The sequence below is a fragment of the Pseudoclavibacter sp. RFBJ3 genome (assembly GCF_002931375.1).
Classification (GTDB): Bacteria; Actinomycetota; Actinomycetes; order Actinomycetales; family Microbacteriaceae; genus Pseudoclavibacter.
The window spans coordinates 166268-191004 of the sequence record NZ_PSXZ01000006.1 but is presented as its reverse complement, the minus strand read 5'-3'; the positions used below and the strand labels follow the sequence as shown (position 1 = coordinate 191004).

Sequence of the window (24737 nt, the reverse complement as noted above, 5' to 3'; positions counted from 1 at the left end):
AGCCATGACCATGAACAGCACACCAGAACCGCGCCTCAAGGTGACGGGGCCGATCGGCGATCGCTTCGACGAGATCCTCACCCGCGAAGCTCTCGAGTTCGTCCTGCGCCTCCACGACCAGTTCGCGGGCAGGCGCCACGAACGTCTGCTCGCCAGGATGGACGGCCGGAAGGCCGTCGAGAACGGCCGCGACTTCCGCTTCCTGAGCGAGACCGCCGCCGTGCGGGAGGACCCGAGCTGGCGAGTCGCCGGCGCCGGCCCCGGCCTCGAGGACCGCCGCATCGAGATCACCGGCCCCACCGATCGCAAGATGACCATCAACGCCCTCAACTCCGGAGCGAACGCCTGGCTGGCCGACCTCGAGGACGCGACGAGCCCGACCTGGCAGAACATCGTCGGCGGGCAGGTCTCGCTCCTGGATGCGGTCAGGGAGCGCATCGAGTACACGAGTCCGGAAGGAAAGGAGTACTCGGTCACCGCCGACAAGACGCCGACCATCATCGTCAGGCCCCGCGGCTGGCACCTCGTCGAGAAGCACCTGAGCTACACCGACCGCTCGGGCCAGCAGCGGCCCGCATCCGGTTCGCTCGTTGACTTCGGGCTCTACTTCTTCCACAACGCCACGGAGCTGCTGGCGCGCGGGCGCGGTCCGTACTTCTACCTGCCCAAGCTCGAGAACCACCTCGAGGCGCGTCTCTGGGACGACGTCTTCACCTTCTCGGAACGGGCCATCGGCATCGAGCACGGCACGATCCGGGCGACCGTGCTCATCGAGACGCTCCCTGCGGCCTTCGAGATGGACGAGATCCTCTACGAGCTCCGCGAGCACTGCGCGGGCCTCAACGCCGGACGATGGGACTACATCTTCAGCTTCATCAAGCACTACCGCTCGCGCGGACCCCAGTACGTCTTCCCCAACCGCGATCGGATCACGATGACGGTCCCGTTCATGCGCGCGTACACGGAGCTGCTCGTGCGGACCTGCCACGCGCGGGGCGCCCACGCGATCGGCGGCATGAGCGCCTTCATCCCGAACTCCCGCGAGCCCGAGGTCACGGCGCGTGCCCTCGAGAAGGTGCGCGCCGACAAGGCGAGGGAGGCTGCAGACGGATTCGACGGGTCCTGGGTCGCGCATCCGGGACTCATCGACGTCGCGCGCGCAGAATTCGACGCCGTGCTCGGCGGGGCGCCCAACCAGCTCGGACGAGACCGCTCCGAGGTCGACGTCACGGCGGCGCAGCTCCTCGACGTGCGCTCGCTGGAGAAGCACGTCACCGACGAGGGGGTGCGCGCCAACGTCTCCGTCGCGCTGCGCTACATCGAGAGCTGGCTGCGCGGGGTGGGTGCCGTCGCGATCGACGACCTCATGGAGGATGCGGCGACGGCCGAGATCTCACGCTCCCAGCTGTGGCAGTGGATCGCCCAGCAGACGGTGACCGACTCCGGCACGGTGGTGACGCGTGAGCTGGTCGAGTCGCTGCTCGACGGCGCCCTCGGCGACGCGCATCGCTTCGAGGGCGACCGCTTCGAGGCCGCCGCGCAGATCCTGCGACGGGTCTCGTTGGACGACGAGTTCCCGACGTTCCTGACGATCCCCGCCTACGCGCACCATCTCTGCGAGCGGCCGGTCGCGCGGAGCATCGAGCGTGAGGCGCACCTCGCCGCAGCCTGAGCGAGAGGCAGCCCGTCGCTCGCCGATGTGCGGCACGAGAGCAGCGCTGGTGGTTCGGGGGTCTGCGCCTGCCTCCCTGCCCGGACCGTCAGCGCTGCAGCGGCGCGAGACCGCGCGCCTCGAGGGCACCCTCGAGGATGCCGACGGCGCGGGGGCCGACGCCGTGCAGGGAGAGCAGGTGCTCGCGGCTCGCACCGGCGACGTCGCCAAGCAGGGTCTGCCCATCGCCGGCGAGCGCACGGGTCGCGGGAGCCCCGATGCCCAATCGGGCGATCGGCTCGGAGTCCGAGCCCGATGGCTCCGTCGCGGTCCGGTGGACGCCGAACCGGTCCTCGGGGTCGATCCGGTCGAGCAGCTTCTGGGAGATCCTGCCGAGCGTGCTGAACTCCTCGGGGGTGAGGGCATCCACGATGAGCTCCCGCACCTTGCCGACGTGGCCGGGCGCGGTCTCCTCGAGGAACAGCATGCCGCTGTCGCTGAGCTTCGCGATCTTCGCCCTGCGGTCGCCCGGGTGGCTCGTGCGCTCGACGTGGCCGCGCTGCTCCAGGCCGAGGACGACACGGGAGAGGCGAGGGAGCGTGGCGTTGGTGCGCGTCGCGAGGTCGGTCATGCGCAGGCTCCGGCCCGGCGACTCCGAGAGGACCGCCATCACGAGATACTCGTAGTGCGTGATGCCGGCGTCGTTGCCGAGCTGCGTGTCGAGCGCACCCGGGAGCAGCTCGACGACCCCGATGAAGTGCAGCCACGAGTGCTGCTCGTCCGCGGAGAGCCATCTGGGTTCGGTCATGCCCTCATCCTCGCGCCTTTTACTTGTAGATGCAAGTTCTTGAGTGCTACGGTTCGTGCCATGACGACAACAGATGGCGACAAGCTCGACGCAGGCACCGGGATGGGCCTCGTCTCACTCCACGTCGGCGACCTCGCCGCGCAATCCGAGTACTACCGCACGGCGCTCGCCCTCGAGCCGATCGCGGAGACCGACGGCGAGATCACGCTCGGTCGAGGAGCCGCCCCGCTCGTGCGCCTCCGGCACACCCCCGGCCTCCCGGTCGCGCCGCGCCGTGCCGCCGGGCTCTTCCACACCGCCCTCCTGTTCGACACGCCGAGCGACCTCGCCGCGACCGTCTACCGGGCGGCCCAGCACCCGCGCTCCCAGTTCGTCGGCTCCTCCGACCACCACGTCAGCGAGGCCTTCTACTTCACCGACCCGGAGGGCAACGGCATCGAGCTCTACACCGACCGTCCACGTGACACGTGGCTCGACGCCTCCGGGCGCATCGCCATGTCCACCGAGTTCCTCGATCCCAACGCCTACCTGCGAGCCAACCTCGTCGAAGACACCGCGGATGCGCCCCAGAAGGCCGCAGCGGATGTCGGCCACGTGCACCTGCAGGTCGGCGACGTCGACACCGCGAAGAGCTTCTACGTCGACACCCTCGGCTTCGAGACGACGACCACCTATCCAGGAGCGCTCTTCGTGAGCGCGGGCGGCTACCACCACCACATCGCCCTCAACGTCTGGAACAGTGCGGGCGCCGGACCCCGGGCCGCGACCCTGGGCCTCGGCCAGCTCACGATCGAGGTTCCCGAACGGACCGAGCTCGACGCGGTCGCCGACCGGCTCCGCGGCGCCGGCCTCCAGTTCGCCGACGACGGCGCGACCATCACCGTGCTGGATCCCTGGCGCTCCGAGGTCGTGCTCCGCACGCGTGCGCAGGCGGTCGCGGCATGAGCGGGCTCGCGATCAGCACGGCGCTCTCGTCGATCGACGCCTCGAGCAAGCGACCGATCCTCCTGCTCATGCACGGCTACGGATCACACGAGGACGATCTCACGAGCCTCCTGCCGTCCCTCGGCGACGGCTTCGACTGGGCCTCCCTGCGCGCGCCCCTCGTCCTCCGCGAGGAGACGCCCGCCGAGGTCGGCTCCTACGCCTGGGTGCCCATCGACCGCCCGGGCCTGCCCGACCCGGCCAAGGCCGCAGCGGCCACGGACGCCGTGCTCGCCTGGCTCGACCAGAACACGGCACCGGCCGCGAACGTCATCCCGATCGGCTTCTCGCAGGGCGGGCTCATGGTGACCCAGCTGCTGCGCCGGGAGCCGCAGCGCTTCGAGCGCGGGGCAGTCCTCTCCGGCTTCTCCCTGCAGGGCGAGCAACCGGGCGACGAGGAGCTCACCAGCATCCGTCCACCCGTGTTCTTCGGGCGCGGGGACCGGGACCAGATCATCAGCGACGCCACCTTCGATCGGACCACCGCGTGGTTGTCCGGTCACGCGACGGCCAGCGAGCGCACCTACCCGGGCCTCGCGCACGGCATCTCGCCGCAGGAGCTGGAAGACCTCGCCGGGTTCCTCCGCGCAATGTGACCCTGCGTGTCCTCCTGGTACCTGAGATTTCGGCCGTCCACCTGAGTGGGCGGCCGTCTTCCTAGTCTCTGGACATCCCCGTACCTGGGACGGATCCCGCACTCGGGGTGCGTTCCGCTGAGAAGGAGTCCAGATGACCCGCTCGACCAGACCGCTCTCCGCCGCCGCCCTCGCCGCGGTCGGGATGATGGCGCTCGCCTCGTGCGCGTCGCAGTCTGGAGCGGTTCCGGCGGCCGATGCAGACCCCGTCCAGGGCGGCAACCTGCGCGTCGGCATCCTCAGCGACATCGGATGCATCGACCCGGCCCAGGTCGGCAACAACAACAACGTCAACATCGCCCGCCAGACCGTCGCATCGCTCACGACGCAGGACGTCGAGACCGGCGAGGTGCTCCCGTGGCTCGCCGAATCCTGGGAGATCTCGGACGACGCGAGGGAGTTCACCTTCACGCTCGCCGAGGGGCCGACCTTCGCCGACGGCACGCCCATCGACGCCGAAGCCGTCAAGGCCAACGCGGAGGGTGTCCAGGCGCTCGGCGCGAAGTCGGCGCTCGGCAATCTGTACCTCGCCGGCCTCGAGTCGGTCACCGTCGTGGACCCGCAGACGGTCACCTACACCTTCGCCGAGCCGTCGGCGCAGTTCCTGCAGGCGACCTCCACCTTCACGCTCGGGCTCGTCTCCACCGAGAGCACGAAGCTCAGCCAGGAAGCGCGCTGCGCCGGCGACTTCATCGGCTCAGGGCCCTTCTCCGTCGAGAGCTACACCCCCAACGCCGAGACGGTCCTCGCCGCCCGCGAGGACTACGCGTGGGGTGCCTCGACGACCGGCAGCACCGAGCGTCCCTACCTCGACACGATCACGTACTCCGTCATCCCGGAGGCATCGACGCTCACCGGGTCGCTCCAGTCCGGCCAGCTCGACGTCTCGACCGACGTCTCCTTCGTCGACCTCGACGCGCTCAAGGGCGCCGGCGCGAACGTGCAGAACCGCGCCAACCCCGGCGTGGTCTACAACCTCATCCCGAATGCCTCGCACCCGATCCTCTCCGACAAGAACGTGCGCCTCGCCGTGCAGAAGAGCATCAACCGCGAGGAGCTCCTCGCCCTCCTGACGCCAGAGGACAGCCCGGCCACGAGCGTGCTCGCCACGTCGACGCCCTACTACAGCGACCAGAGCGACATCCTCGAGTACAACGTCGAGGACGCCGCGAAGCTGCTCGACGAAGCCGGCTGGGTCGAAGGCGCGGACGGCATCCGCGAGAAGGACGGCCAGAAGCTGAGCTTCGAGCTCGCCTACTGGCAGCCGACCACCAACGTCCTCGAGCAGGTGCAGGTCCAGCTCGCCGCCGTCGGCATCGACCTCCAGCTCCGCGAGGCCCCCATCGCCGACGTGACCGCGATCAACGACGGTACGCAGCCGTTCACCTGGGCGAACATCACCCGCGCCGACCCGGACGCGCTCCGCGTGTTCTTCTCGGCTGAGGGCGGCAACAAGTACAACTACCGCGAGGTCGGCCCGATCGACGAGGTGCTCAACTCGCAGGCCGCCATCGTCGATGCGGATGCCCGCCAGACCGAGGTCGACGCGGCTGTCACCCAGCTGCTCGAGGAGGGCTACGCCGTCCCCGTCATCCAGCTCTCCACGAACCTCGTCCAGGCGCCCGGCGTCCAGGGAGTGCAGTTCGAGGCGTCCAGCAGGCTCGACTTCTCGGCAGCCTGGAAGGCCGCGGAGTAACCGTATGGCTCGCTACTTCGCGTGGAGGCTCGCCCTGGGGATCCTGGTCCTCTGGGCGGCCTTCACCCTGTCGTTCCTCCTCCTCTACCTCCTCCCCGGCGACGCGGCGGCCGTGGCCGCGGCCGGCGGCGGAGAGGGGGCCGCAGACCCGGCCGCCATCGAGGCGCTGAGAGCGGAGCTCGGACTCGACGCTCCGTTCCACGAGCAGTACCTGGCCGCCCTCGGGGGAGCCCTGGTCCTCGACTTCGGCAGCTCCGTGCAGAACGGCATCCCCGCCACCGAGGTGCTCGCCCGCGCGCTCCCGTCGACGGCAACCCTCGCCGGGGCAGCCCTCGTGCTGTCCGTCATCGGCGGCATCGGACTCGCGCTCGTCAGCAACCTCATCCGATCCTCCTGGCTGCGCGGCATCCTCCAATCGCTGCCCTCCCTCGCCATCGCGGTCCCGACGTTCTGGCTCGGGCTCCTGCTCCTGCAGGTCTTCTCCTTCCAGCTCGGCTGGGTGCCAGCCTTCGGCAGCACGGGGTTCGTGGGGCTCATCCTCCCGGCGCTGACGCTCTCGATCCCAACCGGCGCCTACCTTGCCCAGGTGCTCACCCGCAGCCTGCACGAGACCCTCGCCCGGCCCTTCATCGAGCAGGCCAGGGCGAAGGGGGCCGGCGACACACGCATCCTCGTGCGCCACGCGCTCAGGAACGCGGCCCTGCCGACCCTCACGATCGGCGGGGTGCTCGTCGGCCAGCTCCTCGCGGGAACCGTCGTCACCGAGACCGTCTTCTCCCGCGACGGCGTCGGCCGCATGATCGTGACCGCCGTCGCCAACCGCGACATCCCCCTCGTCATGATCGCGGTCGTCTTCGCCGCCGCGATCTTCGTCGTCACCAACCTCATCGTCGACGCGCTCTACCCGCTCGTCGACCCCCGCCTCTCGCACTCCACGAAGCAGCGCCCCGCGACCAAGGGGCGTCCGACGCCCCCATCGGCGCCCGGCGCAGCTTCCACGGAGCCCGGCAGGACACGAGCGAACGAGGTCGCAGCATGACCCAGCCCCTCCTCACACCGCCGTCGGACCTCGCTGTGCTGAGTCGCGCCGAGCGGTACGTTGCCCCGGGCAGTGCCGGCGGCGCCGCCGCCGAGCGGACCCCGCAGCCCGTGCCTGCCGCCGTGAAGCCGTCGTCGTTCGCGCGCTTCCGCAGCCTCCTGCGCCTGCCGTCCCTCATCCTGGCGGTCGCCGTGCTCGCCACCGTCGTCGCTTGGGCTATCGCGCCGTCGATCTTCACGCCGTACGACGCCATCAACGGCACCCTCCTCGACCGCCTCCAGCCGCCGAGCCCCGCGCACCCCTTCGGCACCGACAACCTGGGTCGAGACACCCTCGCGCGCTTCATCCACGGCTCGCAGACCACCCTCCTCGCGTCCGGCCTCGCCGTCGTCATCGCGCTCGGCACCGGGGCGCTCCTCGGGCTCCTCGCCGGATACCTCCGGGGATTCGTCGACGAGGCGATCATGCGCTTCATGGACGTCATCCTCGCGATCCCCGCCCTGCTGCTCTCGCTCACCATCATCACGGGACTCGGCTTCGGGACGCTCAACATCGCGATCGCGGTCGGCCTCGCGTCCACCGCAGCCTTCGCGCGCATCATGCGCTCGCAGGTCCTCTCGGTCGCCACCGCCGGCTACATCGAGGCGGCGAAGCTCTCGGGCGCTCGCTGGCCGAGCATCATCTTTCGCCAGGTCCTCCCCGCCGCGATCACCCCGGTCCTCGCGCTCGCCGCCATCGAGTTCGGCGCCGCAGTGCTCGCCATCTCCGCCCTCAGCTTCCTCGGCTTCGGAGCCCCGCCGCCCCAGCCGGAGTGGGGCGCCCTCATCTCCGAGGGTCGCGACTACCTCCAGGCCGCCTGGTGGCTCACCACCCTGCCCGGACTCGTGATCGTCGCGGTCGTGCTCTCCACGGCGCGCATCTCGCGCTGGCTCCAAGAACGAGGAGACCGCTCATGACCTCCACACCCCTGACGCAGCAGGCAGGCAGCGAACCGCAGCCGCTCCTCTCCGTCCGCGACCTCCAGCTCGCCTACAAGGGAGCCACGACGCTCGCCGTCGACGGCGTCTCCTTCGACGTGTACCCGGGGGAGCAGGTCGCCATCGTCGGCGAGTCCGGCTCGGGCAAGACCAGCGTCGCCAAGTCGATCGTCGACCTCCTCCCCGCGAGCACCGCGGTGACCGCGAACGCCCTCCGCTACGACGGCCTCGACCTCACCGCCCTGACACCGCTCGAATGGCGTGCCGTCCGCGGTGCACGCATCGGCCTCATCCCGCAGGACCCTTCGGCGTCCCTGAACCCGCTGCAGACCGTCGGAGCGCAGGTCGCCGAGGTGCTCCTCATCCACGGGCTCGCCACCAAGAAGGACGCTCGCGCGCGAGCCGTCGAACTCCTCCAGGACGCCGGCATCCCGGACGCGGCCAAGCGTGCGGCGCAGTACCCCCACCAGTTCTCCGGCGGGATGCGGCAGCGGGTCCTCATCGCGGCCGCGCTCGCAGCCTCGCCCGGCCTCATCATCGCCGACGAGCCGACGAGCGCCCTCGACGTGACCGTCCAACGCCAGATCCTCGACCTCATCGCGGAACGGGCCGCCGTCGCATCCACGGCCGTGCTCTTCATCACCCACGACCTCGGGGTGGCAGCCGACCGGGCCGACCGCATCCTCGTCATGCAGCACGGAGCGATCGTCGAGGCCGGCCCGGCCGCCCAGGTCCTCGAGGACCCGCAGCACCCGTACACGAAGCGACTCGTCGCGGCCGCACCCACCAGGACCTCGACGCGACTCGCGCCGGCCACCGGCACCCTCGGCATCGACCGCAGCCGCCCGGTGCTGGAGGTCAGGGGACTGAGCAAGACCTTCCGGCTGCCGGGAGGCGCACGGGTCGACGCGACCAAGGACGTCGCCTTCTCGATCGCCCGCGGCGAGAGCTACGCGCTCGTCGGCGAGTCGGGGTCCGGCAAGAGCACGACCGCCCGCCTCGCCCTGCTCCTCGAACGACCGGACCAGGGGAGCATCCGCCTCGACGGCCTCGAAGTCGCCGGCGCCAGAGGCAGCGCCCTGAGAGCCTTCCGCCGAAGGACCGGGCTCGTGCACCAGGACCCCTACTCATCGCTCGACCCGCGCTTCACCGTCGCGGACTCCATCGAGCAGCCGCTGCGGGCCTTCGGGATCGGCGACAAGCAGTCGCGCCGCGCGCGGGTGCTCGAGCTGCTGGACGACGTCGCGCTCCCCGCCGATTTCGCGCAACGGCGCTCGACGCAGCTCTCCGGAGGGCAGCGGCAGCGCGTCGCCATCGCACGAGCACTCGCCCTGAAGCCAGAGCTCATCGTCCTCGACGAAGCGGTCTCCGCCCTCGACGTCTCCGTCCAAGCGCAGATCCTCCAGCTCCTCGTGGACCTCCAGGCCGAGCACTCGCTGAGCTACCTGTTCATCACCCACGACCTCGGGGTCGTCCGCCAGATCGCCGACCGCGTGGGCGTGCTCCGCGGCGGCGAGCTGCTCGAGGAAGGCACCGTCGACGAGGTCTTCGAGCGCAGCACCAACGCGTACACCCGAGCACTCGTCGACGCCATCCCCGGCGGCAAGCCCACCGAGCGCGTCCTGGAGGCGATCGCATGACATCCGCGGCCAGGCTCATCGACATCGACAGCACCAGGGGAGCCAGGTGCATCGCGGTCCTCGGCGCCGGACCTCGCGGAGCGGGGCTCCTCGAGCGCATCGTCGCCAACTACGACGGGGACACCACGGGCCCGCTTGTCGTGCACCTCATCGACCCGCACCCGCCTGGAGCCGGACGCATCTGGCGAGACGCCCAGTCCGGGCTCCTGAAGCTCAACTCGCTGGCGGCCGACGTCACCATGTTCACCGACGAGACGAGCACCATCGAGGGCCCGGTCAGGCAGGGACCCTCCCTCGTCGAATGGGCTGAGCTCGCGAGCCGCGGCGAGCTGGACGGGTACGACCTCGACACGGAGGACCAGCAGGTGGCCGACGAGGTGCGCTCACTCGGTCCGGCGAGCTTCCCCACGAGGCGCCTGCAGAGCAGGTACCTGGGCTGGTTCTTCGAGCAGGCGGCGGACTCGGCGCCGGAGGGCCTGACGGTCCTCGTCCATGCCGCGGAGGTGACGGGCGTCACGACGATCGACAACGGCGCGCAGCGCGTCGAGCTCGACACGGGCGACAGCCTCACCGTCGACGTCGTCGTGTACGCGCTCGGCCATTCCGGAACCCTGGTCCACGAAGGAACGAGAACCGCCGAGCTGAGCGAGTTCGCGGCCCGCCACGACCTCGCCTACGTGCCGCCCTCGTTCACGGCAGACGCAGACTTCAGTGCAGTGGAAGCCGGGGAGCCCGTCATCGTCCGCGGTCTCGGCCTCGCCGCCGTCGACCTGCTCGTGCTGCTCACCGAGGGGCGCGGGGGCGCGTTCGTGCCCGGAGACGAGCCGGGACGCCTCAAGTACCGTCCCTCCGGACGCGAGCCGCGCATCCTCGTCGGCTCCAGGCGGGGCGTTCCCTACCACTCCAAGGTCACGAGCGTGCTCCAGGGGGAGCCGTTCGAGACCCGCTACTTCACGGCGGACATCGCCCGCGAGATCGTCGCCGAGCACGAGATCCTGGACTTCCGCACGCACTTCTGGCCGCTCCTCGCCAAGGAGATGCTGCACGGCTACTACCGCGAGCTCTTCACGGGTCACCCCGACCGAGTGCGCGTGTCCTGGGTCGAGTTCCGAGCCGAGCTCGACCGATTCGCCGCGCAGTCACCCGAACTCCACGAGGCGGTGCTCGCCGCGCTCGTCGACCCGAGCGACGAGCTCGACATCGAGACCTTCGACCACCCCCTGCGCGGGGCCGCGGCTACCGACGTCGGCTCGGTGTCGGTCGCCCTCCACGACTACATCCGCGAAGACCTCCGCAGGAGGAACAGCCAGCAGCACAGCGAGAACCAGGGTCTCTTCCTCGCCCTCCTCTTCTCCTTCATGACCTTCGTCGAGTTCCAGGATGCCCCCAACTGGTCGCCGGCCTCGCTCGCCGGAGACGTTCGCGTCTGGTGGAAGGGCTTCTTCAGCTACGTCGCGTCCGGCCCGCCAGGACACCGTCTCGACGAGCTCCTCGCGCTCAGCGAGGCCGGTGTCGTGCACTTCCTGGGCGGCGAGCTGCGCGTCTGGGAGGACGAGGAGGCAGGCCTCTTCCGGGCCAAGGGCACGACGCTCGAGCGACAGGTGTCGGCCCGCGCGCTCATCGACGCCTGGCTTCCCGACGCCGACGTCGCCCACACCGACAACCTGGCGCTCAGGCAGCTCATCGAGTCGGGCGAGGGGCGCGAGCGCATCGCCGCCACCCCGGAGGGCAGCCTCGCCACCGGCGTCATCGAGGTGCGCCGCGAGGACTCGAGGATCGTGCAGGCAGACGGGACGACGCATCCCCGTCGGTTCGCCATCGGCCCGTACACGTCCAATCCATTCGTCGGGGCGTTCTCCCGCCCCCGGACCAACGCCGTCTCGTTCCGCGAGAACGACGCCGTCGCCCTGAGTACGTTGAGACTCGTCGGCGAGATCAGCAGAGAGAACGAGGAGAGGGAACAGCATGAGCACGCAGCAGAGCACCACTACCGGAGACCACTTCAGCGCACGCTGGGCGGTCTGGCACGAAAGTCGTGAGCGCGCGGTCCGTGCCCCGTACGGGCCGGCGGCCCTCGTCGCGACCAACTGGCTCGCCGACGGCGTCGAGCTCGAACTCGATGGCGTCGCGGGAACCTGGAGCATCGTCGACGGCGCCGTCGTCGGCAGCGGGCTCGCTGAGAGCGGGTACGTGGACGCCTCCGGCTCCGGAGTCGGCGACCGCGTGACGCTGAAGACGGGCGAGGAGCTCCGCGACGGTGCGCGCATCCTCCGGGCGTTCGCGCGCGACGATCAGCGCGCCCTCCGAGTGCTCGACCCCGAGGCGTCGGGGCGAGCCGCGCTCCTCGGCATCGACAGCTACCAGCCCGACGACGACTACGTCGTGTCCGCGAGCTTCCGTCCCTCGACCGAGCAGGTCGACGTGCTCCAGGCGGACGGCTACGTGTCCAGGAAGGACCTCGGCGGGAAGCTCGACTTCGAGCTCGGCGGCTCGGCGTTCTCGATCGACGCCGACCACACCGAGGCAGGACTCCAAGTCGTGTTCGCCGACACGACGAGCGGTGTCGAGAGCTACCGTTTCCGGTTCCTGACCGTCCCAGCCCCCGAGGCCGACGGGGCGACGACGATCGACTTCAATCGCGCCTACCTGCCGCCGTGCGCCTTCAGCGACCACTTCGTCTGCCCGACGCCTGCCGCCGACAACCGACTCAGCGTGCCGGTCAGAGCTGGCGAGCGGAACGCCATCAAGGCCTGACGTCAACGTCCAGTCGCTGACGACGATCGCGAACCGCGCCCCACGGAACCCAACTCGGAGCGCGGTTCGCGATCACTCGTCCGGGTCGATCACTCGTCCGGGTCGAGCAGGGGCCGCTCGTCGCGGCCGCGGATGCGATCGATCTCTCGACGCTCCCGTTTCGTCGGACGCCCGGCCCCACGGTCGCGGTACGCGATGGGGGAGGCGAACTCCCGAGGGGGAGGCGGAGGAGAGTTGTCGATGAGGGCCTTCGCCGCGATCGGCGCGCCGACGCGCTTCTTGAGGAGCTCCTGCGCGACGAGGACCCGGTCGCGGTCAGTCCGAACCCGAACCTCGTCGCCGACGTGGATGCGCTGCGCTGGCTTGGCCCGATCGCCGTCGATCTTGACGTGCCCGGCCTTGCACGCCGCGGTCGCGGCGCTGCGCGTCTTGTAGATGCGGACCGCCCAGAGCCACACGTCGACCCGCACGGACGCGGGTCCTGGCTGGTGGTAGCCGTGCTCGTCTCGGTCCATCCGATGATCGTATCGAGTTCGCGCGGCCGCGCCCAGCGGTCGTGCACAGCGGTCGTGCACAGCGGTCGTGCACAGACGCGCGAGGCGTGCCACTGCGACAATGACGTCATGGCAGGCGACCGGCACGAGAGCCCGATGCGGTGGGCGACGCTGCCCAACGCCATCTCGGTGGCACGACTGCTCGTCTTCGTGCCCCTCACGATCTGGCTTGCCGCCGACGGTCGGGAGCTGGCCGCCACCCTGAGCCTCGCTGCGTTCGGGGCCACCGACTGGATCGACGGCTTCCTCGCGCGCCGCCTCGGGCAGGTCTCCCGAGTGGGGGAGGTCCTCGACCCGGTCGCCGACCGGCTCGGCATCATCATCATCGGCTTCGGCCTTGCACTCCTCGGCTACTTCCCGTGGTTCGTGCTGGTCACGATCTTCCTCTGCGACCTGGCGCTGCTCGTCATCGGGCTGGCGCGGCTCGAGCGGGTCCGCGAGGGGCGCGTGAACCTGCTCGGCAAGGCCAGGTCGGCGTTCATCATGGTCGCCATGCCGCTCCACCTGCTGTCGTACGCCGAGCAGGTCCCCGCCGAGCCGCTGCGCACCATCACGTGGTGGATGCTGCTGATCGGGACGGTCCTGCACGTCGCAGCAGGAGCCGTCTACGCGGTCAGGTACCTGCGCCGCCGGGCTCCGTGACGAAGTCGATGAGCTCCTCCACCCGGCCGAGCAGCGACGGCTCCAGGTCCCGGTAGTCGCGGACGCGCTCCAGGATGCGCTGCCAGGCCCTTGCCGTGTCCGCCTGCTCCTCTGCGGGCCAGCCGAGCGCTCTGCAGATGCCCTTCTTCCAGTCCTGCCCTCGGGGAATGACGGGCCAGGCCTTGAGCCCGAGGCGCTCGGGCTTCACCGACTGCCACACGTCGACGTACGGGTGGCCGACGACCCGCACGTGCGAGGCGCCGAAGCGCCGCGTGATGTCGTCGGCGATGCGCTGCTCCTTCGAGCCCTTGACGAGATGATCGAGCAGCACTCCGACGCGGCGCGTCGGGCTCGGTCCGAACACCGTCAGCACTTCGGCGAGGTGGTCGGCGCCCTGCAGGAACTCGACGACGACCCCGTCGATGCGCAGGTCGTGGCCCCAGACCTTCTCGACGAGCTCGGCGTCGTGCTTGCCCTCCACGAAGATTCGCCCGGCCCTCGCGGTCCTCGCCTTGGCATCGGCGACGTGGAAGGAGCCGGACGCGCTGCGTGCGCGCCCAGACTGCTGCTTGGCCGCCGGGGGCCCGAGCAGGACGGCCTCGTCCTCGAGCAGGAAGATCGAATCGGCGGGGAACGCCTTGCGCTGGCCGTCGAAGTCCTGCAGCGTCACCGTCTGCTTGTTCGCCGACGCGAGGCGGCCGTAGAAGCCGCTCGCCGCATCCTCGAGCCACATGCCGCTCGCCATGGGCACCTTGCGCGTGAGCGGCGCGGACTTGCGTTCGCGCATGCGGGCGATGGGGTCGCCCGCGTAGCGGTCATCGGACCCAGCGCGGCCGTCGAAACTCGCGCGATCGCCGGAGGAGGAGACGTCTAGCACCCCGAAAGTGTACGCCGAGGGTGAAAATGGGGTTCGATTTCCCCGCTCGTTTCGACAACACTCAGTCGTCTGACGCACAATGGCAGGCGGTGCTGCTGCAATTAACCGACCGGAATTCGGGCACCCCCGATTCCGCTACGCTTGAGCATCGACTCGAGGAGGCAAATATGGCTGGTTCTGACGCTGAGGCGCGAACCCCTGAAGGCGACGGCGTCGTCGATGAGCAGACGCAGTCTTCGACGATGTCGTTCACCGGCGATTTCAGCGCGCAGCTCGCTGCGCTGATCGCAGGTGGCGTGTCGAAGGAGGAGATGGAGTCCATCAGTGCGCTCCCCTCCGGGTCCGCGCTCCTGATCGTCCGTCGCGGTTCCAACGTGGGAGCCAGGTTCCTGCTCGATACCGACCTCCAGGTCGCTGGCAGGCACCCGAACGCGGAGATCTTCCTCGACGACGTCACGGTGTCCCGTCGTCACGCCGAGTTCACGCGGCACGGCCGCGAGTTCCACATGCGCGATCTCGGTTCGCTCAACGGCACGTACTACAACGGCGAGCGCATCAACTCCGCCGTCCTCACCAACGGCGGAGAAGTGCAGGTCGGCAAATTCCGGCTCACTTTCTACAGCTCTCCGCTTGACACCAGCCTGACTTCCGCGTCTGCCGGGAACTGATCGTGGCCGCTATGGCGGCGGCGGCTTCTGCGCGGGGACCAGGTCGGACGCTCAGCATCGGTCAGGTGCTGCAGCGGCTGAACGTCGAGTTCCCTGAGCTGAGCCCCTCCAAGCTCCGCTTCCTCGAGGACAAGGGCCTCGTGCACCCCGAGCGAACGCCGAAGGGGTATCGCAAGTTCTCCGCGGCCGACGTCGCTCGCCTGCGCGAGGTGCTCACCATGCAGCGCGACCTCTACCTGCCGCTCAAGGTGATCGCCGAGTACTTCGACGATCTCGATCGGGGCCTCGAGCCTGAGCTCCCGGGATCGCGGGCACCGCAGCGGCAGACCATGCTCGCCGCCGGCACCGTCCTCGATCGCGCGCAGCTCCTCGAGCGGTCTGGAGCGAAGCCCGCGCTGCTCGAGCAGGCTGTGAGCGCCGGACTCATCCCAGCGGCGAGTCGGTATCAGGAAGACGAGCTCACCATGCTGAGCACGCTCGTGGAGCTCGAGCGAGTGGGCATCGAGCCCCGCCACCTGCGCCCCTTCCGCGCTGCCGCTCACCACGAGTTCGGGCTCATCGAGCAGGCGCTCTCGACGAACGCGCGGCGAGCACGCTCGCAGGGTGAGGCCGTCGAGCGCGCCAACGAGCTCGCCGAGCACCTCGGGTCGGTTCGCCGGTCCCTCATCCGCCAAGCGGTTCGCGGTCGCAGGTAGGTTCATCCTCCACTTGAACGTGAAGTGGATTCTCGAGCCACGATCTCGTGCCACGACACGCCGCAGGCCTGCCGTGGAGGCCTGAAATCCGGGGCAAGTCGGGTCAGGATCACATCGTTGTCGTTCGGAAGTAGCCGAGTGGCATGCACTCCAATAGAATCGACCCAGACGGCTCGGGACTTACCTCAAGTTCCCTTGTGGTACAAGGCTTCCCCAGGGCGCATCTGCTCCCCGGAGCGCAGGGCTTGCTCCAGGAGTACGGGGCGCTGAGTTGGTCGAAAACGTGTGAAAGGTGCAGGCATGAGCGAGCAGGGACAGGGCGACGCGCCAACCGGCGGCGAGTTGGTCTTCACCGACGGCATTCCGGACCTCGATCCGGGCTCCGGGTACCGTGGCGCCGTTGCCGCTCGTGCCGCGGGCATCACCTATCGGCAGCTCGACTACTGGGCTCGCACCGGTCTGGTCGAGCCGACGGTTCGAGGGGCGAAGGGTTCTGGCTCCCAGCGTCTCTACTCGTTCCGCGACATCCTCGTCCTCAAGCTCGTGAAGCGACTGCTCGAGACGGGCATCTCGCTCCAGCAGATCCGCACGGCGGTCGACCAGCTCGCCGAGACCGGCGTCGTCGACCTCGCGCAGACGACGCTCATGTCGGACGGCGCAAGCGTCTACCTGTGCACCTCGAACGACCAGGTCATCGACCTCGTGCACCGCGGGCAGGGCGTGTTCGGCATCTTCGTCGGCCAGGTGCTCCGCGAGGTCGAGTCGACACTCGTCGACTTCGAGCAGCAGACGCTCGACCCCGTCGACGAGCTCGCAGCTCGCCGCGCCAGCCGCGCGAGCTGACGCCGTCGGCGGCCCCGCTGCCGAGGCCGCCGGTTCTCAAGAGCTCGCTAGGTGTTCGACCGGCCCCGTTGACGCCCGCGCGTCACCGGGGCTTCGTCGTCTCCGGTGGCGGGGGCTTCCGCGTAGGTGCCCAGCCGGCCGGCCCGCATGATGCGGTCGAGCAGCTTGTCGAAGTTCGCCGCCATCTCCTCGGCTGAGCTTCCCGGCCAGAGGTGCACGGGCTTGGCCGCTCCCTGAGCCTGCTGCAGGGAGGTGCGCTCGGGGAGCGCGGGGGAGAGCACGAGGGGCCCGAACATGTCCCGGAGCTCACCGAGGCGGAACTGGTGCTCGAGGGACTGGTGCTTCGCACGGTTGACGATGATGCCGAGCGGCTGGAGCCGCGGCGACAGCTCTCGCCTGATCTCGTCGACGGCCCGGAGCGCGCGGTCGGCGGCGGCGACCGAGAAGAGCCCGGGCTCGGTGACGACCGCGACACGGTCCGAGGCGGCCCAGGCCGTGCGCGTGAGCGCGTTCAGCGAGGGCGGGCAGTCGATGAGGACGAGGTCGTAGTCCTCCTCGACGACGGCGAGTGCCTCCTCGAGGCGCCAGATCTCTCGGATCGAGGGATTCGGGGTATCGAAGCTCAGTGCTGCTGGACTGCCCACCATGAGGTCGATGACGCCGCGGCTGCCTTCGCCCCACGCCGAGCGGGCGATCGCGGCGCGAACCGTGCTGGGCTTCGGCGAGCGGAGGACGTCGGAGATCGTGGCGCCATCCTGCGCTCGGGCATCGAGCCCGGTGGAGACGTCGGACTGGGGATCCAGGTCGACGACGAGGGTTCTGAGCCCGCGGGCCCAGGCGGCGGAAGCGAGGCCAAGGGTCACCGTGGTCTTGCCGACGCCGCCCTTGAGAGAACTGATGCTGAGGACGAACACCAGCCCAGGCTACATTCACTAGGCTTGAGGTCACGTTGCTGCATGCCCCTGTCGTGTTGTCGGAAGGTGGAACACCGGTGTTCAAGAAGATCCTGGTCGCGAATCGAGGCGAGATCGCGATCCGCGCATTCCGCGCCGCAGTCGAGCTCGGAGCGCGGACGGTCGCGGTGTACCCCTACGAGGACCGCAACTCCCTGCACCGCCTGAAAGCTGACGAGGCGTACCAGATCGGCACCGTCGGCCAGCCCGTCCGCGCCTACCTCGATGTCGCCGAGATCCTCCGCGTCGCGAAGGAGTCTGGGGCTGACGCCATCTACCCCGGCTACGGCTTCCTGAGTGAGAACCCGGAACTGGCGCGCGCTGCCCAGGAGGCCGGCATCGCGTTCATCGGTCCGCCGCCGCGTGTCCTCGAGTCCGCGGGCAACAAGGTCACGGCGAAGAACCAGGCCATCGCCGCCGGCGTGCCGGTGCTGGCCTCGAGCCAGCCCTCGACGGATCTCGAGGAGCTCTGCGCGGCCGCCGACGAGATCGGCTTCCCGATCTTCGCGAAGGCCGTCGCCGGAGGCGGCGGACGCGGCATGCGTCGCGTCGAGCGCCCCGAGGACCTTCGCGAGGCGCTCGAGTCTGCGATGAAGGAGGCGGAGAGCGCCTTCGGCGACCCGACGATGTTCGTGGAGCAGGCGGTGCTGCGGCCTCGCCACATCGAGGTGCAGATCCTCGCGGATGAGCACGGCAACGTCGTGCACCTGTTCGAGCGCGACTGCAGCGTCCAGCGTCGACACCAGAAGGTCGTCGAGATCGCTCCCGCTCCGAACCTCCCGCAGGAGGTCAGGGACAAGCTCTACGCGGATGCCGTGGCCTTCGCGAAGTCCATCGACTACGTCAACGCCGGCACCGTGGAGTTCCTCCTGGACACAGCCGGGCCGCGCGCAGGTCAGCACGTCTTCATCGAGATGAACCCCCGCATCCAGGTCGAGCACACCGTGACGGAAGAGGTCACGGATGTCGACCTCGTCCAGGCGCAGATGCGTGTGGCCTCGGGCGAGCGCCTCGACGATATGGGCCTCCAACAGCACCAGCTGGAACTCCACGGCTTCGCGCTGCAGTGCCGCATCACGACCGAGGACCCCTCCCAGGGCTTCCGTCCCGACACCGGCGTCATCACGACGTACCGCTCCGCGGGCGGCTCCGGCATCCGCATCGACGGCGGCACCATCGCAACGGGCGCGGAGGTCCTGCCGCACTTCGACTCGATGCTCATGAAGCTCACGGCTCGCGGACGCGACTTCCCCGCAGCCGTCCGACGGGCCCGTCGAGCGCTCTCCGAGTTCCGCATCCGCGGCGTCGCCACGAACATCCCCTTCCTCCTCGGCGTGCTCGACGACCCCGACTTCCAGCGTGGCGACGTCGCGACCGACTTCATCGAGAAGCGTCCAGGGTTGCTCGAGTACCGCCGACCCGGCGACCGGGGGACCAAGATCGTCAACTGGCTCGCCGACGTCACGGTCAACGCCCCGCACGGCGCTCGGCCGACCTCCGTCGAGCCCCGCTCGAAGCTCCCTGAGCTCGACACCGCCCTCCCGCTGCCCGGCGGGCGCCGACAGGAGCTGCTCGAGCTCGGGCCGACGGCCTTCGCGGCGCAGCTGCGTTCGGAGCGGCGACTCGCCGTGACCGACACCACGTTCCGCGACGCGCACCAATCGCTCCTCGCGACCCGCGTCCGCACGCGGGATCTCGTCACAGCGGCGCCCTACCTCGCACGCCTCACGCCGGAACTGCTCTCCATCGAAGCCTGGGGAGGGGCGACGTACGACGTCGCGCTCCGCTTCCTCGGTGAGGAGCCCTGGGAGCGCCTCGCGAGCCTCCGCGAGGCTGTCCCGAACATCCCCCTGCAGATGCTGCTCCGCGGGCGGAACACCGTCGGCTACACGCCGTACCCCGAGGCCGTGACCAAGGCATTCGTCCACGAGGCGACCGCGACGGGCGTCGACATCTTCCGCATCTTCGACGCGCTGAACGACGTCTCGCAGATGAAGCCCGCCATCGACGCAGTGCTCGAGACCGGCACCGCCGTCGCCGAGGTCGCCCTCTGCTACACCGGCAACCTCGCCGACCCCGCTGAGCCGTTCTACACGCTCGACTACTACCTGCGCCTCGCGGAGCAGATCGTGGAGGCGGGCGCGCACATCATCGCGATCAAGGACATGGCGGGTCTCCTGCGCCCGCAGGCGGCCTCGATCCTCGTCACGGCCCTGCGCGAGCGCTTCGACCTGCCCGTCCACCTGCATACGCACGACACCGCTGGTGGGCAGCTGGCGACGCTCCTGGCGGCAAGCGAGGCGGGCGTCGACGCCGTCGACGTCGCCAGCGCTCCGATGTCGGGCACGACGAGCCAGGCGAGTCTCTCGGCGCTGGTCGCGTCGCTCGAGCACACGGAGCGGGACACCGGCATCAGCCTCACGAACGTCACCGATCTCGAGCCCTACTGGGAGGCAGTCCGCCTCGTCTACCGCCCCTTCGAGTCGGGTCTCCCCGGCCCGACCGGTCGCGTGTACAAGCACGAGATCCCCGGAGGCCAGCTGTCGAACCTCCGCCAGCAGGCCATCGCACTCGGACTCGCGGACCAGTTCGAGCGCATCGAGGACATGTACGACGCGGCCGACAAGATCCTCGGCCGCATCCCCAAGGTGACTCCCTCATCGAAGGTCGTCGGAGACCTCGCCCTGCACCTCGTCGCGGTGGGAGCCGACCCGGCCGACTTCGCCGAGAACCCGGGCAAGTTCGACATCCCGGACTCGGTCATCGGCTTCATGGCGGGCGAACTCGGCGAGCTGCCCAACGGATGGCCGGAGCCCTTCCGCAGCAAGGTGCTCGAGGGCCGCGACGTGAAGATCGAGATCACGCCGCTCTCCGCGGCCGACGAAGCCGGCCTCGCCGGCGACAGCCTCGAGCGCAGGCGCACCCTCAACAGGCTCCTGTTCCCGCAGCCGACCGCGAGCTACGAGGACACGGTCCGGCTCTTCGGCGACCTGTCCGTGCTCGACACCCTCGACTACCTGTACGGGCTCGAGCCTGGCGAAGAGCACGTGATCCACATCGGCAAGGGCGTGCAGCTCTTCGTCGGGCTCGAGGCCATCGGCGAACCGGATGCGGACGGCATGCGCACCGTCATGGCCACCCTGAACGGTCAGCTGCGGCCGGTCTTCGTGCGTGACCGCAGCATCAAGGTCGACACGATCGAACGCGAGAAGGCCGACAGCGGAAATCCCGGTCACGTGGCAGCGCCGTTCTCCGGCGTCGTCACGCTGCGTGTGGACGTCGGCGAGCGTGTCGCCCAGGGGCAGACCGTCGCGACGATCGAGGCGATGAAGATGGAGGCCGGGATCACCGCACCCGTCGCTGGAGTCGTCGAGCGCCTCGCGATCTCCTCACCGCTCGAGGTCGGCAACGGGGACCTCCTCGTCGTCGTGCGTCCGGGTGCCGAGAGCGCCGATGCCTGAGCGCACCGACGCCGAGCACTTCGGCCTCATCATCATCGGCGCAGGCTCGGGGAACTCCCTCCCCCCAGGCGACGAGAGCGGGCCGAAAACCGCGATCATCGACGACGGCCCGCACTTCGGCGGAACCTGCCTCAACGTCGGCTGCATCCCGACGAAGATGTACGTCCACGTGGCGGACATCGTGCGGGTCGCGCGCGACGCCGACCGCCTTGGCATCCACGACGTCCGGCTGCGCCCGTCGTGGCCGGAGGTGCGCGACCGCGTGTTCGGCCGCATCGACCACATCAGCGAGAGCGGGGAGCACTACCGGGAGAGCGGCAACCCTCGGGTCACGCTCGTCCGAGAGCGAGTCGAGATGCTCGGCGACCGCGAGGTGCTCACGGCTTCCGGGAGGCGCCTCACGGCCGACACGCTGGTCATCGCCGCGGGCAGTCGCGCGCGCCACCACGACGTCGTTCCGCTCAGCTCGCCGCTCGTCCACACCTCCGACACGATCATGCGCATCGATGACGCGCCTCGTCGCCTGGCGATCATCGGCGGCGGCTCCATCGCCTCTGAGTTCGCGCACGTCTTCAGCGCCTTCGGCTCCGAGGTGACGCAGCTGGTGCGCGGGCGCGTGCTCTCCTCGCTCGATGCCGACGTCGCCGAGACCTTCGCGGACGCGGCACGGGAGCGCTGGCGCCTTGAGACCGGCACCTCCGTCGTCGGATTCTCCGACGACGGCGGCGTCGCGACACTCACGACCGACTCGGGAGAGCGCATCGAGGTCGACGCTGTGCTCGTCGCGATCGGACGCATCCCGAACACCGACACGCTCGGGACCTTCGAGGTCGGCTTCGACCACCACGACGACGGCCGGCTGCGCGTGGACGCCTACCAGCGCGTCCTCCGCGACGGCCACCAGGTGCCCGGCGTCTTCGCCCTCGGCGACATCGACTCGGAGCACCAGCTCAAGCACGTCGCCAACCACGAGGCGCGGGTCGTCGCCCACAACATCGCCGTCGAGCCCGGCCGTCGCCTCATGAAGAACACCCTCGGCCCGGTCCCCGACGTGGTGTTCACCGAGCCGCAGATCGCCAGCTTCGGAGCAACCCTCGAGCGGGCCGAGCAGCTCGGCTACGACGCGTTCGAGGTCGTGCACGAGTACGGGTCCACCGCATGGGGGTGGGCGCTCGAAGACCAGCGCAGCTTCTGTAAACTCGTCATAGCGCGTGGAAGCGCGACCATCCTCGGGGCGCACATCGTGGGCCCAGACGCGGCGGTCCTGCTCCAGCCCCTCGTCCTCGCGGCGAGCTTCGGGCACTCCATCCGGGGTCTCGCGCGCGGCCAGTACTGGCCCCACCCCGCGGCTAGCGAGGTGGTCGAGAACGCGCTGCTGCGCGCTGAGGAGGAACTGTGACCGTTCGCCCCATCCGCTTCTACGGAGATCCGGTGCTGCGCACGCCCGCCGAGCAGATCACTGTCGTCGACGACCGCATCCGGAGTCTTGTCGCCGACCTGCTCGACACGACGGCGCTCGACGGCCGTGCCGGGGTGGCTGCTCCGCAGATCGGGGTCGGACTTGCCGCGTTCTCGTACAACATCGACGGGCAGACCGGCTACGTGCTCAACCCGGTCCTCGAGAGCACCTGGGGAGGCGTCGAGGAGATCGACGAGGGCTGCCTCTCCGTCCCCGGCCTCTGGAACAAGACGCCACGGTACGAGCACGCTCGGGTCACCGGAATCGACCTGGACGGCGAGCCCGTCGTCCTCGAGGGCTCCGGCCTCATGGCTCAGATGCTGCAGCACGAGACCGACCACCTGAAGGGGGTCGTGTACATCGACACGCTCGCGCCCGAGCACCGCAAGGAAGCCATGCGGGAGATCCGGAGCAGCGAGTGGTTCGCGCCCGCGACCGCCTCTGCTGGATCCGCGAAGGCCAGCGCCTTCGGCCGCACGTCGCGCTGACGACGCTAACCGGAGGCGCTGGCCGCGAGGGTCCAGCTCTCCGAGCTACTTGAGCGTGATGCCCTGCGTCGCGGGTGCGGCGTTGTAGATGCCCTCGATGATTCCTCGGTACTTCTCGAGGATCACGTGGCGCTTGATCGACATCTTCGGCGTGAGCGTGCCGTCCGCTTCAGTGAACTCGCCGTCGAGCACGACGAACTTGCGGATCGACTCGGCCCGGGAGACGCGCGTGTTCGCGAGGTCGACGGCATGCTGGATCTCGGCCAGCACCTTCGGGTGCTCCGCGGCCTGGGCGACCGAGATGCTCGGGTCCTCGCCGTTGTTGGAGAGCCAGGTCTTGAGCATCTCGGGATCGAGCGTGACGAGCGCGGAGATGAACGGTCGCTGATCTCCGACGACGACGATCTGGCCGACGAGCGGGTTGGCTCGGATCGGGTCCTCGAGCGCCGCGGGGGAGACGTTCTTCCCGCCGGAGGTCACGATGATCTCCTTGATTCGCCCGGTGACGGTGATGTAGCCGTCGTCGTCGATCGAGCCGAGATCTCCCGTCTTGAACCATTCGCCGTCGAAGGCCGCGGCTGTGGCCTCTGGGTTCTTCCAGTACTCGCGGAACACGTTGATGCCCTTGACCTGGAGCTCGCCGCTGTCATCGGTGCGCACGGCGACGCCGGGCAGCGCCGGCCCGACGGTGCCGATCTTCGACTTCTCCGCGAGGTTCACGGACGCAGGGGCCGTGGTCTCGGTGAGGCCGTAGCCCTCGAGGATGTTCACGCCGATGGCCCGGTAGAAGTGGCCGAGACGCGCGCCGAGTGGCGCGGAACCCGAGACGGCGTGCTTGACTCGGCCGCCCATGACCTCGCGCAGCTTCGAGTAGACGAGCTTGTCGAACAGCTTGTACTGGAGGCCGAGGACAAGCGGCGTCCGGCCCGCGTCCTGAGATTCCGAGTAGCGGACCGCGACGTCTGCCGCCTTGCGGAAGATCTTGCCCCGGCCGCCGGTCTCCGCCTTCTGCTCCGCCGAGTTGTAGACCTTCTCGAACACGCGGGGCACCGCGAGGAGGAAGGTCGGGTGGAAGGTGCCGAGCGACTCCACGAGCTTCGTGGTGTCGTGCTGGTGGCCCACCTTGACTCCGCCGTAGATGCAGAGCACTGAGATGAAGCGGGCGAAGACATGCGCGAGCGTGATGAAGAGCACCGTGGATGCGCCGGGGTAGATGAGCGCGCCGAGCGGGTCCTTCACGTTGCGGCACAGCTCGACGAAGTTCGAGTGCGTGATGACACACCCCTTGGGGCGTCCCGTCGATCCCGAGGTGTAGATGAGCGTCGCGATGTCAGCGCCGTTCGCGATCCCACGACGGCGCTCGATCTCCGCGTCCTCGACGCCGGCCCCGAGCCGGATGAGCTCCTCGATCGCGCCGGCGTGCAGCGCGTAGCGCACGCGCAGCCCCTCGACGGTGTCCGAGATCTCGTCGAGCTTGTCGTCGTGCTCCGGGAGCTCGGAGATGATGCCGACGGCCTCCGAGTCCTCGAGCATCCACTCGATCTGCGCTGACGAGCTGGTCTCGTAGACCGGCACCATGACCGCACCGGCGTACCAGAGCGCGAAGTCGACGAGCGTCCACTCGTAGTTCGTCTTCGCGACGAACGCGATGCGCTCCCCGGGCTCGATGCCAGCGGCGACGAAGCCCTTGGCGAGGGTGTGCACCTTCGCGTGGAACTCCCTGACCGGCACGTCGCGCCAGATGCTGCCATCCGGCAGGGCGAAGAGGGCGAGATCCGGCGATTCTCGAAGTCGGTACTCGAGCAGATCTGTGGTGTTCCAGCTCGGCTCCGGGCTGACGACGGCGGGGGTCTCGGATAGCTTCATTGCAACTCCTGAGTGTGGTCCTGGTCGTGAGCCGCCTGAACGCCCAT

General features: G+C 69.4%; 21 protein-coding genes. 16 read left to right on the top strand and 5 right to left on the bottom strand.

The window, feature by feature from the left end; genetic code table 11:
- Positions 1–4 precede the first annotated feature (4 nt).
- On the top strand, positions 5–1672 hold the full coding sequence (gene aceB / locus C5E07_RS08400) for a malate synthase A (protein WP_104299083.1): 1668 nt from the start codon (positions 5–7) through the stop codon (positions 1670–1672).
- An 88-nt stretch (positions 1673–1760) separates the two neighbouring features.
- Here the strand turns inward: aceB and C5E07_RS08395 are convergent, their stop codons facing one another.
- Positions 1761–2459 (bottom strand): MarR family transcriptional regulator, encoded by a 699-nt coding sequence (locus C5E07_RS08395; RefSeq protein WP_104299082.1) that lies wholly within the window; start codon positions 2457–2459, stop codon positions 1761–1763.
- A 60-nt stretch (positions 2460–2519) separates the two neighbouring features.
- Here C5E07_RS08395 and C5E07_RS08390 point away from each other — a divergent pair, with 60 nt between their 5' ends.
- The 8 genes from C5E07_RS08390 (at position 2520) to C5E07_RS08355 (ending at position 12184) form a co-directional block, all read left to right on the top strand.
- A complete protein-coding gene (locus tag C5E07_RS08390) occupies positions 2520–3404 on the top strand; it encodes a VOC family protein (protein ID WP_104299081.1) in 885 nt (294 codons plus the stop codon).
- The gene (locus C5E07_RS08385) at positions 3401–4039 is read left to right on the top strand and encodes an alpha/beta hydrolase (protein ID WP_104299080.1); all 639 of its coding nucleotides are present in this window, start codon (positions 3401–3403) and stop codon (positions 4037–4039) included. The genes C5E07_RS08390 and C5E07_RS08385 overlap by 4 nt, the downstream gene beginning before the upstream one ends.
- A gap of 133 nt (positions 4040–4172) precedes the next feature.
- Positions 4173–5774: an ABC transporter substrate-binding protein gene (locus C5E07_RS08380; protein WP_104299079.1), complete on the top strand. Its 1602-nt coding sequence runs from the start codon at positions 4173–4175 to the stop codon at positions 5772–5774.
- A 4-nt stretch (positions 5775–5778) separates the two neighbouring features.
- Positions 5779–6813: an ABC transporter permease gene (locus C5E07_RS08375; RefSeq protein ID WP_104241113.1), complete on the top strand. Its 1035-nt coding sequence runs from the start codon at positions 5779–5781 to the stop codon at positions 6811–6813.
- Positions 6810–7769: an ABC transporter permease gene (locus tag C5E07_RS08370; RefSeq protein WP_104299078.1), complete on the top strand. Its 960-nt coding sequence runs from the start codon at positions 6810–6812 to the stop codon at positions 7767–7769. The genes C5E07_RS08375 and C5E07_RS08370 overlap by 4 nt, the downstream gene beginning before the upstream one ends.
- On the top strand, positions 7766–9430 hold the full coding sequence (locus C5E07_RS08365; RefSeq protein WP_181057886.1) for an ABC transporter ATP-binding protein: 1665 nt from the start codon (positions 7766–7768) through the stop codon (positions 9428–9430). Before C5E07_RS08370 ends, C5E07_RS08365 begins: the two co-directional genes overlap by 4 nt.
- The gene (locus C5E07_RS08360; protein WP_219820066.1) at positions 9427–11469 is read left to right on the top strand and encodes an FAD/NAD(P)-binding domain-containing protein; all 2043 of its coding nucleotides are present in this window, start codon (positions 9427–9429) and stop codon (positions 11467–11469) included. Before C5E07_RS08365 ends, C5E07_RS08360 begins: the two co-directional genes overlap by 4 nt.
- Complete coding sequence (locus C5E07_RS08355) at positions 11396–12184, top strand: DUF1684 domain-containing protein (RefSeq protein WP_104299077.1); 789 nt, start codon at positions 11396–11398, stop codon at positions 12182–12184. The genes C5E07_RS08360 and C5E07_RS08355 overlap by 74 nt, the downstream gene beginning before the upstream one ends.
- Positions 12185–12273: 89 nt before the next feature.
- Here C5E07_RS08355 and C5E07_RS08350 read toward each other — a convergent pair whose 3' ends face one another.
- On the bottom strand, positions 12274–12699 hold the full coding sequence (locus C5E07_RS08350) for an RNA-binding S4 domain-containing protein (RefSeq protein ID WP_104299076.1): 426 nt from the start codon (positions 12697–12699) through the stop codon (positions 12274–12276).
- A gap of 108 nt (positions 12700–12807) precedes the next feature.
- Here C5E07_RS08350 and C5E07_RS08345 point away from each other — a divergent pair, with 108 nt between their 5' ends.
- Positions 12808–13380, top strand: coding sequence for a CDP-alcohol phosphatidyltransferase family protein (locus C5E07_RS08345; RefSeq protein WP_181057884.1), 573 nt, complete (start codon positions 12808–12810; stop codon positions 13378–13380).
- On the opposite strand, the gene C5E07_RS08340 is transcribed toward C5E07_RS08345, so the two are convergent.
- Positions 13352–14167, bottom strand: coding sequence for a DUF3097 family protein (locus tag C5E07_RS08340; protein ID WP_104299185.1), 816 nt, complete (start codon positions 14165–14167; stop codon positions 13352–13354). The two genes, C5E07_RS08345 and C5E07_RS08340, sit on opposite strands and share 29 nt — an antisense overlap.
- 257 nt (positions 14168–14424) lie before the next feature.
- Between C5E07_RS08340 and C5E07_RS08335 the strand changes: the two genes are divergently transcribed.
- The 3 genes from C5E07_RS08335 to C5E07_RS08325 all read left to right on the top strand — a co-directional run bounded on the left by C5E07_RS08335 (position 14425) and on the right by C5E07_RS08325 (position 16463).
- A complete protein-coding gene (locus C5E07_RS08335; RefSeq protein ID WP_068478243.1) occupies positions 14425–14925 on the top strand; it encodes an FHA domain-containing protein in 501 nt (166 codons plus the stop codon).
- Positions 14926–14990: 65 nt separating this feature from the next.
- Positions 14991–15620 (top strand): MerR family transcriptional regulator, encoded by a 630-nt coding sequence (locus C5E07_RS08330; RefSeq protein WP_308471360.1) that lies wholly within the window; start codon positions 14991–14993, stop codon positions 15618–15620.
- A 300-nt stretch (positions 15621–15920) separates the two neighbouring features.
- Positions 15921–16463: a MerR family transcriptional regulator gene (locus tag C5E07_RS08325; protein ID WP_104241118.1), complete on the top strand. Its 543-nt coding sequence runs from the start codon at positions 15921–15923 to the stop codon at positions 16461–16463.
- Between the two features lie 47 nt (positions 16464–16510).
- Here the strand turns inward: C5E07_RS08325 and C5E07_RS08320 are convergent, their stop codons facing one another.
- The gene (locus C5E07_RS08320; protein WP_104241119.1) at positions 16511–17377 is read right to left on the bottom strand and encodes a ParA family protein; all 867 of its coding nucleotides are present in this window, start codon (positions 17375–17377) and stop codon (positions 16511–16513) included.
- A 77-nt stretch (positions 17378–17454) separates the two neighbouring features.
- Between C5E07_RS08320 and C5E07_RS08315 the strand changes: the two genes are divergently transcribed.
- Genes C5E07_RS08315 through def form a run of 3 tightly spaced genes read left to right on the top strand, consistent with a single transcriptional unit; the run spans position 17455 to position 22824 of the window.
- Positions 17455–20877 carry a pyruvate carboxylase gene (locus C5E07_RS08315; protein WP_104299074.1) on the top strand — a complete coding sequence of 1141 codons (3423 nt, stop codon included), beginning with the start codon at positions 17455–17457 and terminating at the stop codon, positions 20875–20877.
- Positions 20870–22276, top strand: a complete 1407-nt coding sequence (locus C5E07_RS08310; RefSeq protein ID WP_104299073.1) for a mycothione reductase — start codon at positions 20870–20872, stop codon at positions 22274–22276. The genes C5E07_RS08315 and C5E07_RS08310 overlap by 8 nt, the downstream gene beginning before the upstream one ends.
- Positions 22273–22824: a peptide deformylase gene (def, locus tag C5E07_RS08305; protein WP_104299072.1), complete on the top strand. Its 552-nt coding sequence runs from the start codon at positions 22273–22275 to the stop codon at positions 22822–22824. Before C5E07_RS08310 ends, def begins: the two co-directional genes overlap by 4 nt.
- Positions 22825–22869: 45 nt before the next feature.
- Here the strand turns inward: def and C5E07_RS08300 are convergent, their stop codons facing one another.
- Positions 22870–24690: a long-chain fatty acid--CoA ligase gene (locus tag C5E07_RS08300; protein ID WP_104299071.1), complete on the bottom strand. Its 1821-nt coding sequence runs from the start codon at positions 24688–24690 to the stop codon at positions 22870–22872.
- Positions 24691–24737 lie beyond the last annotated feature (47 nt).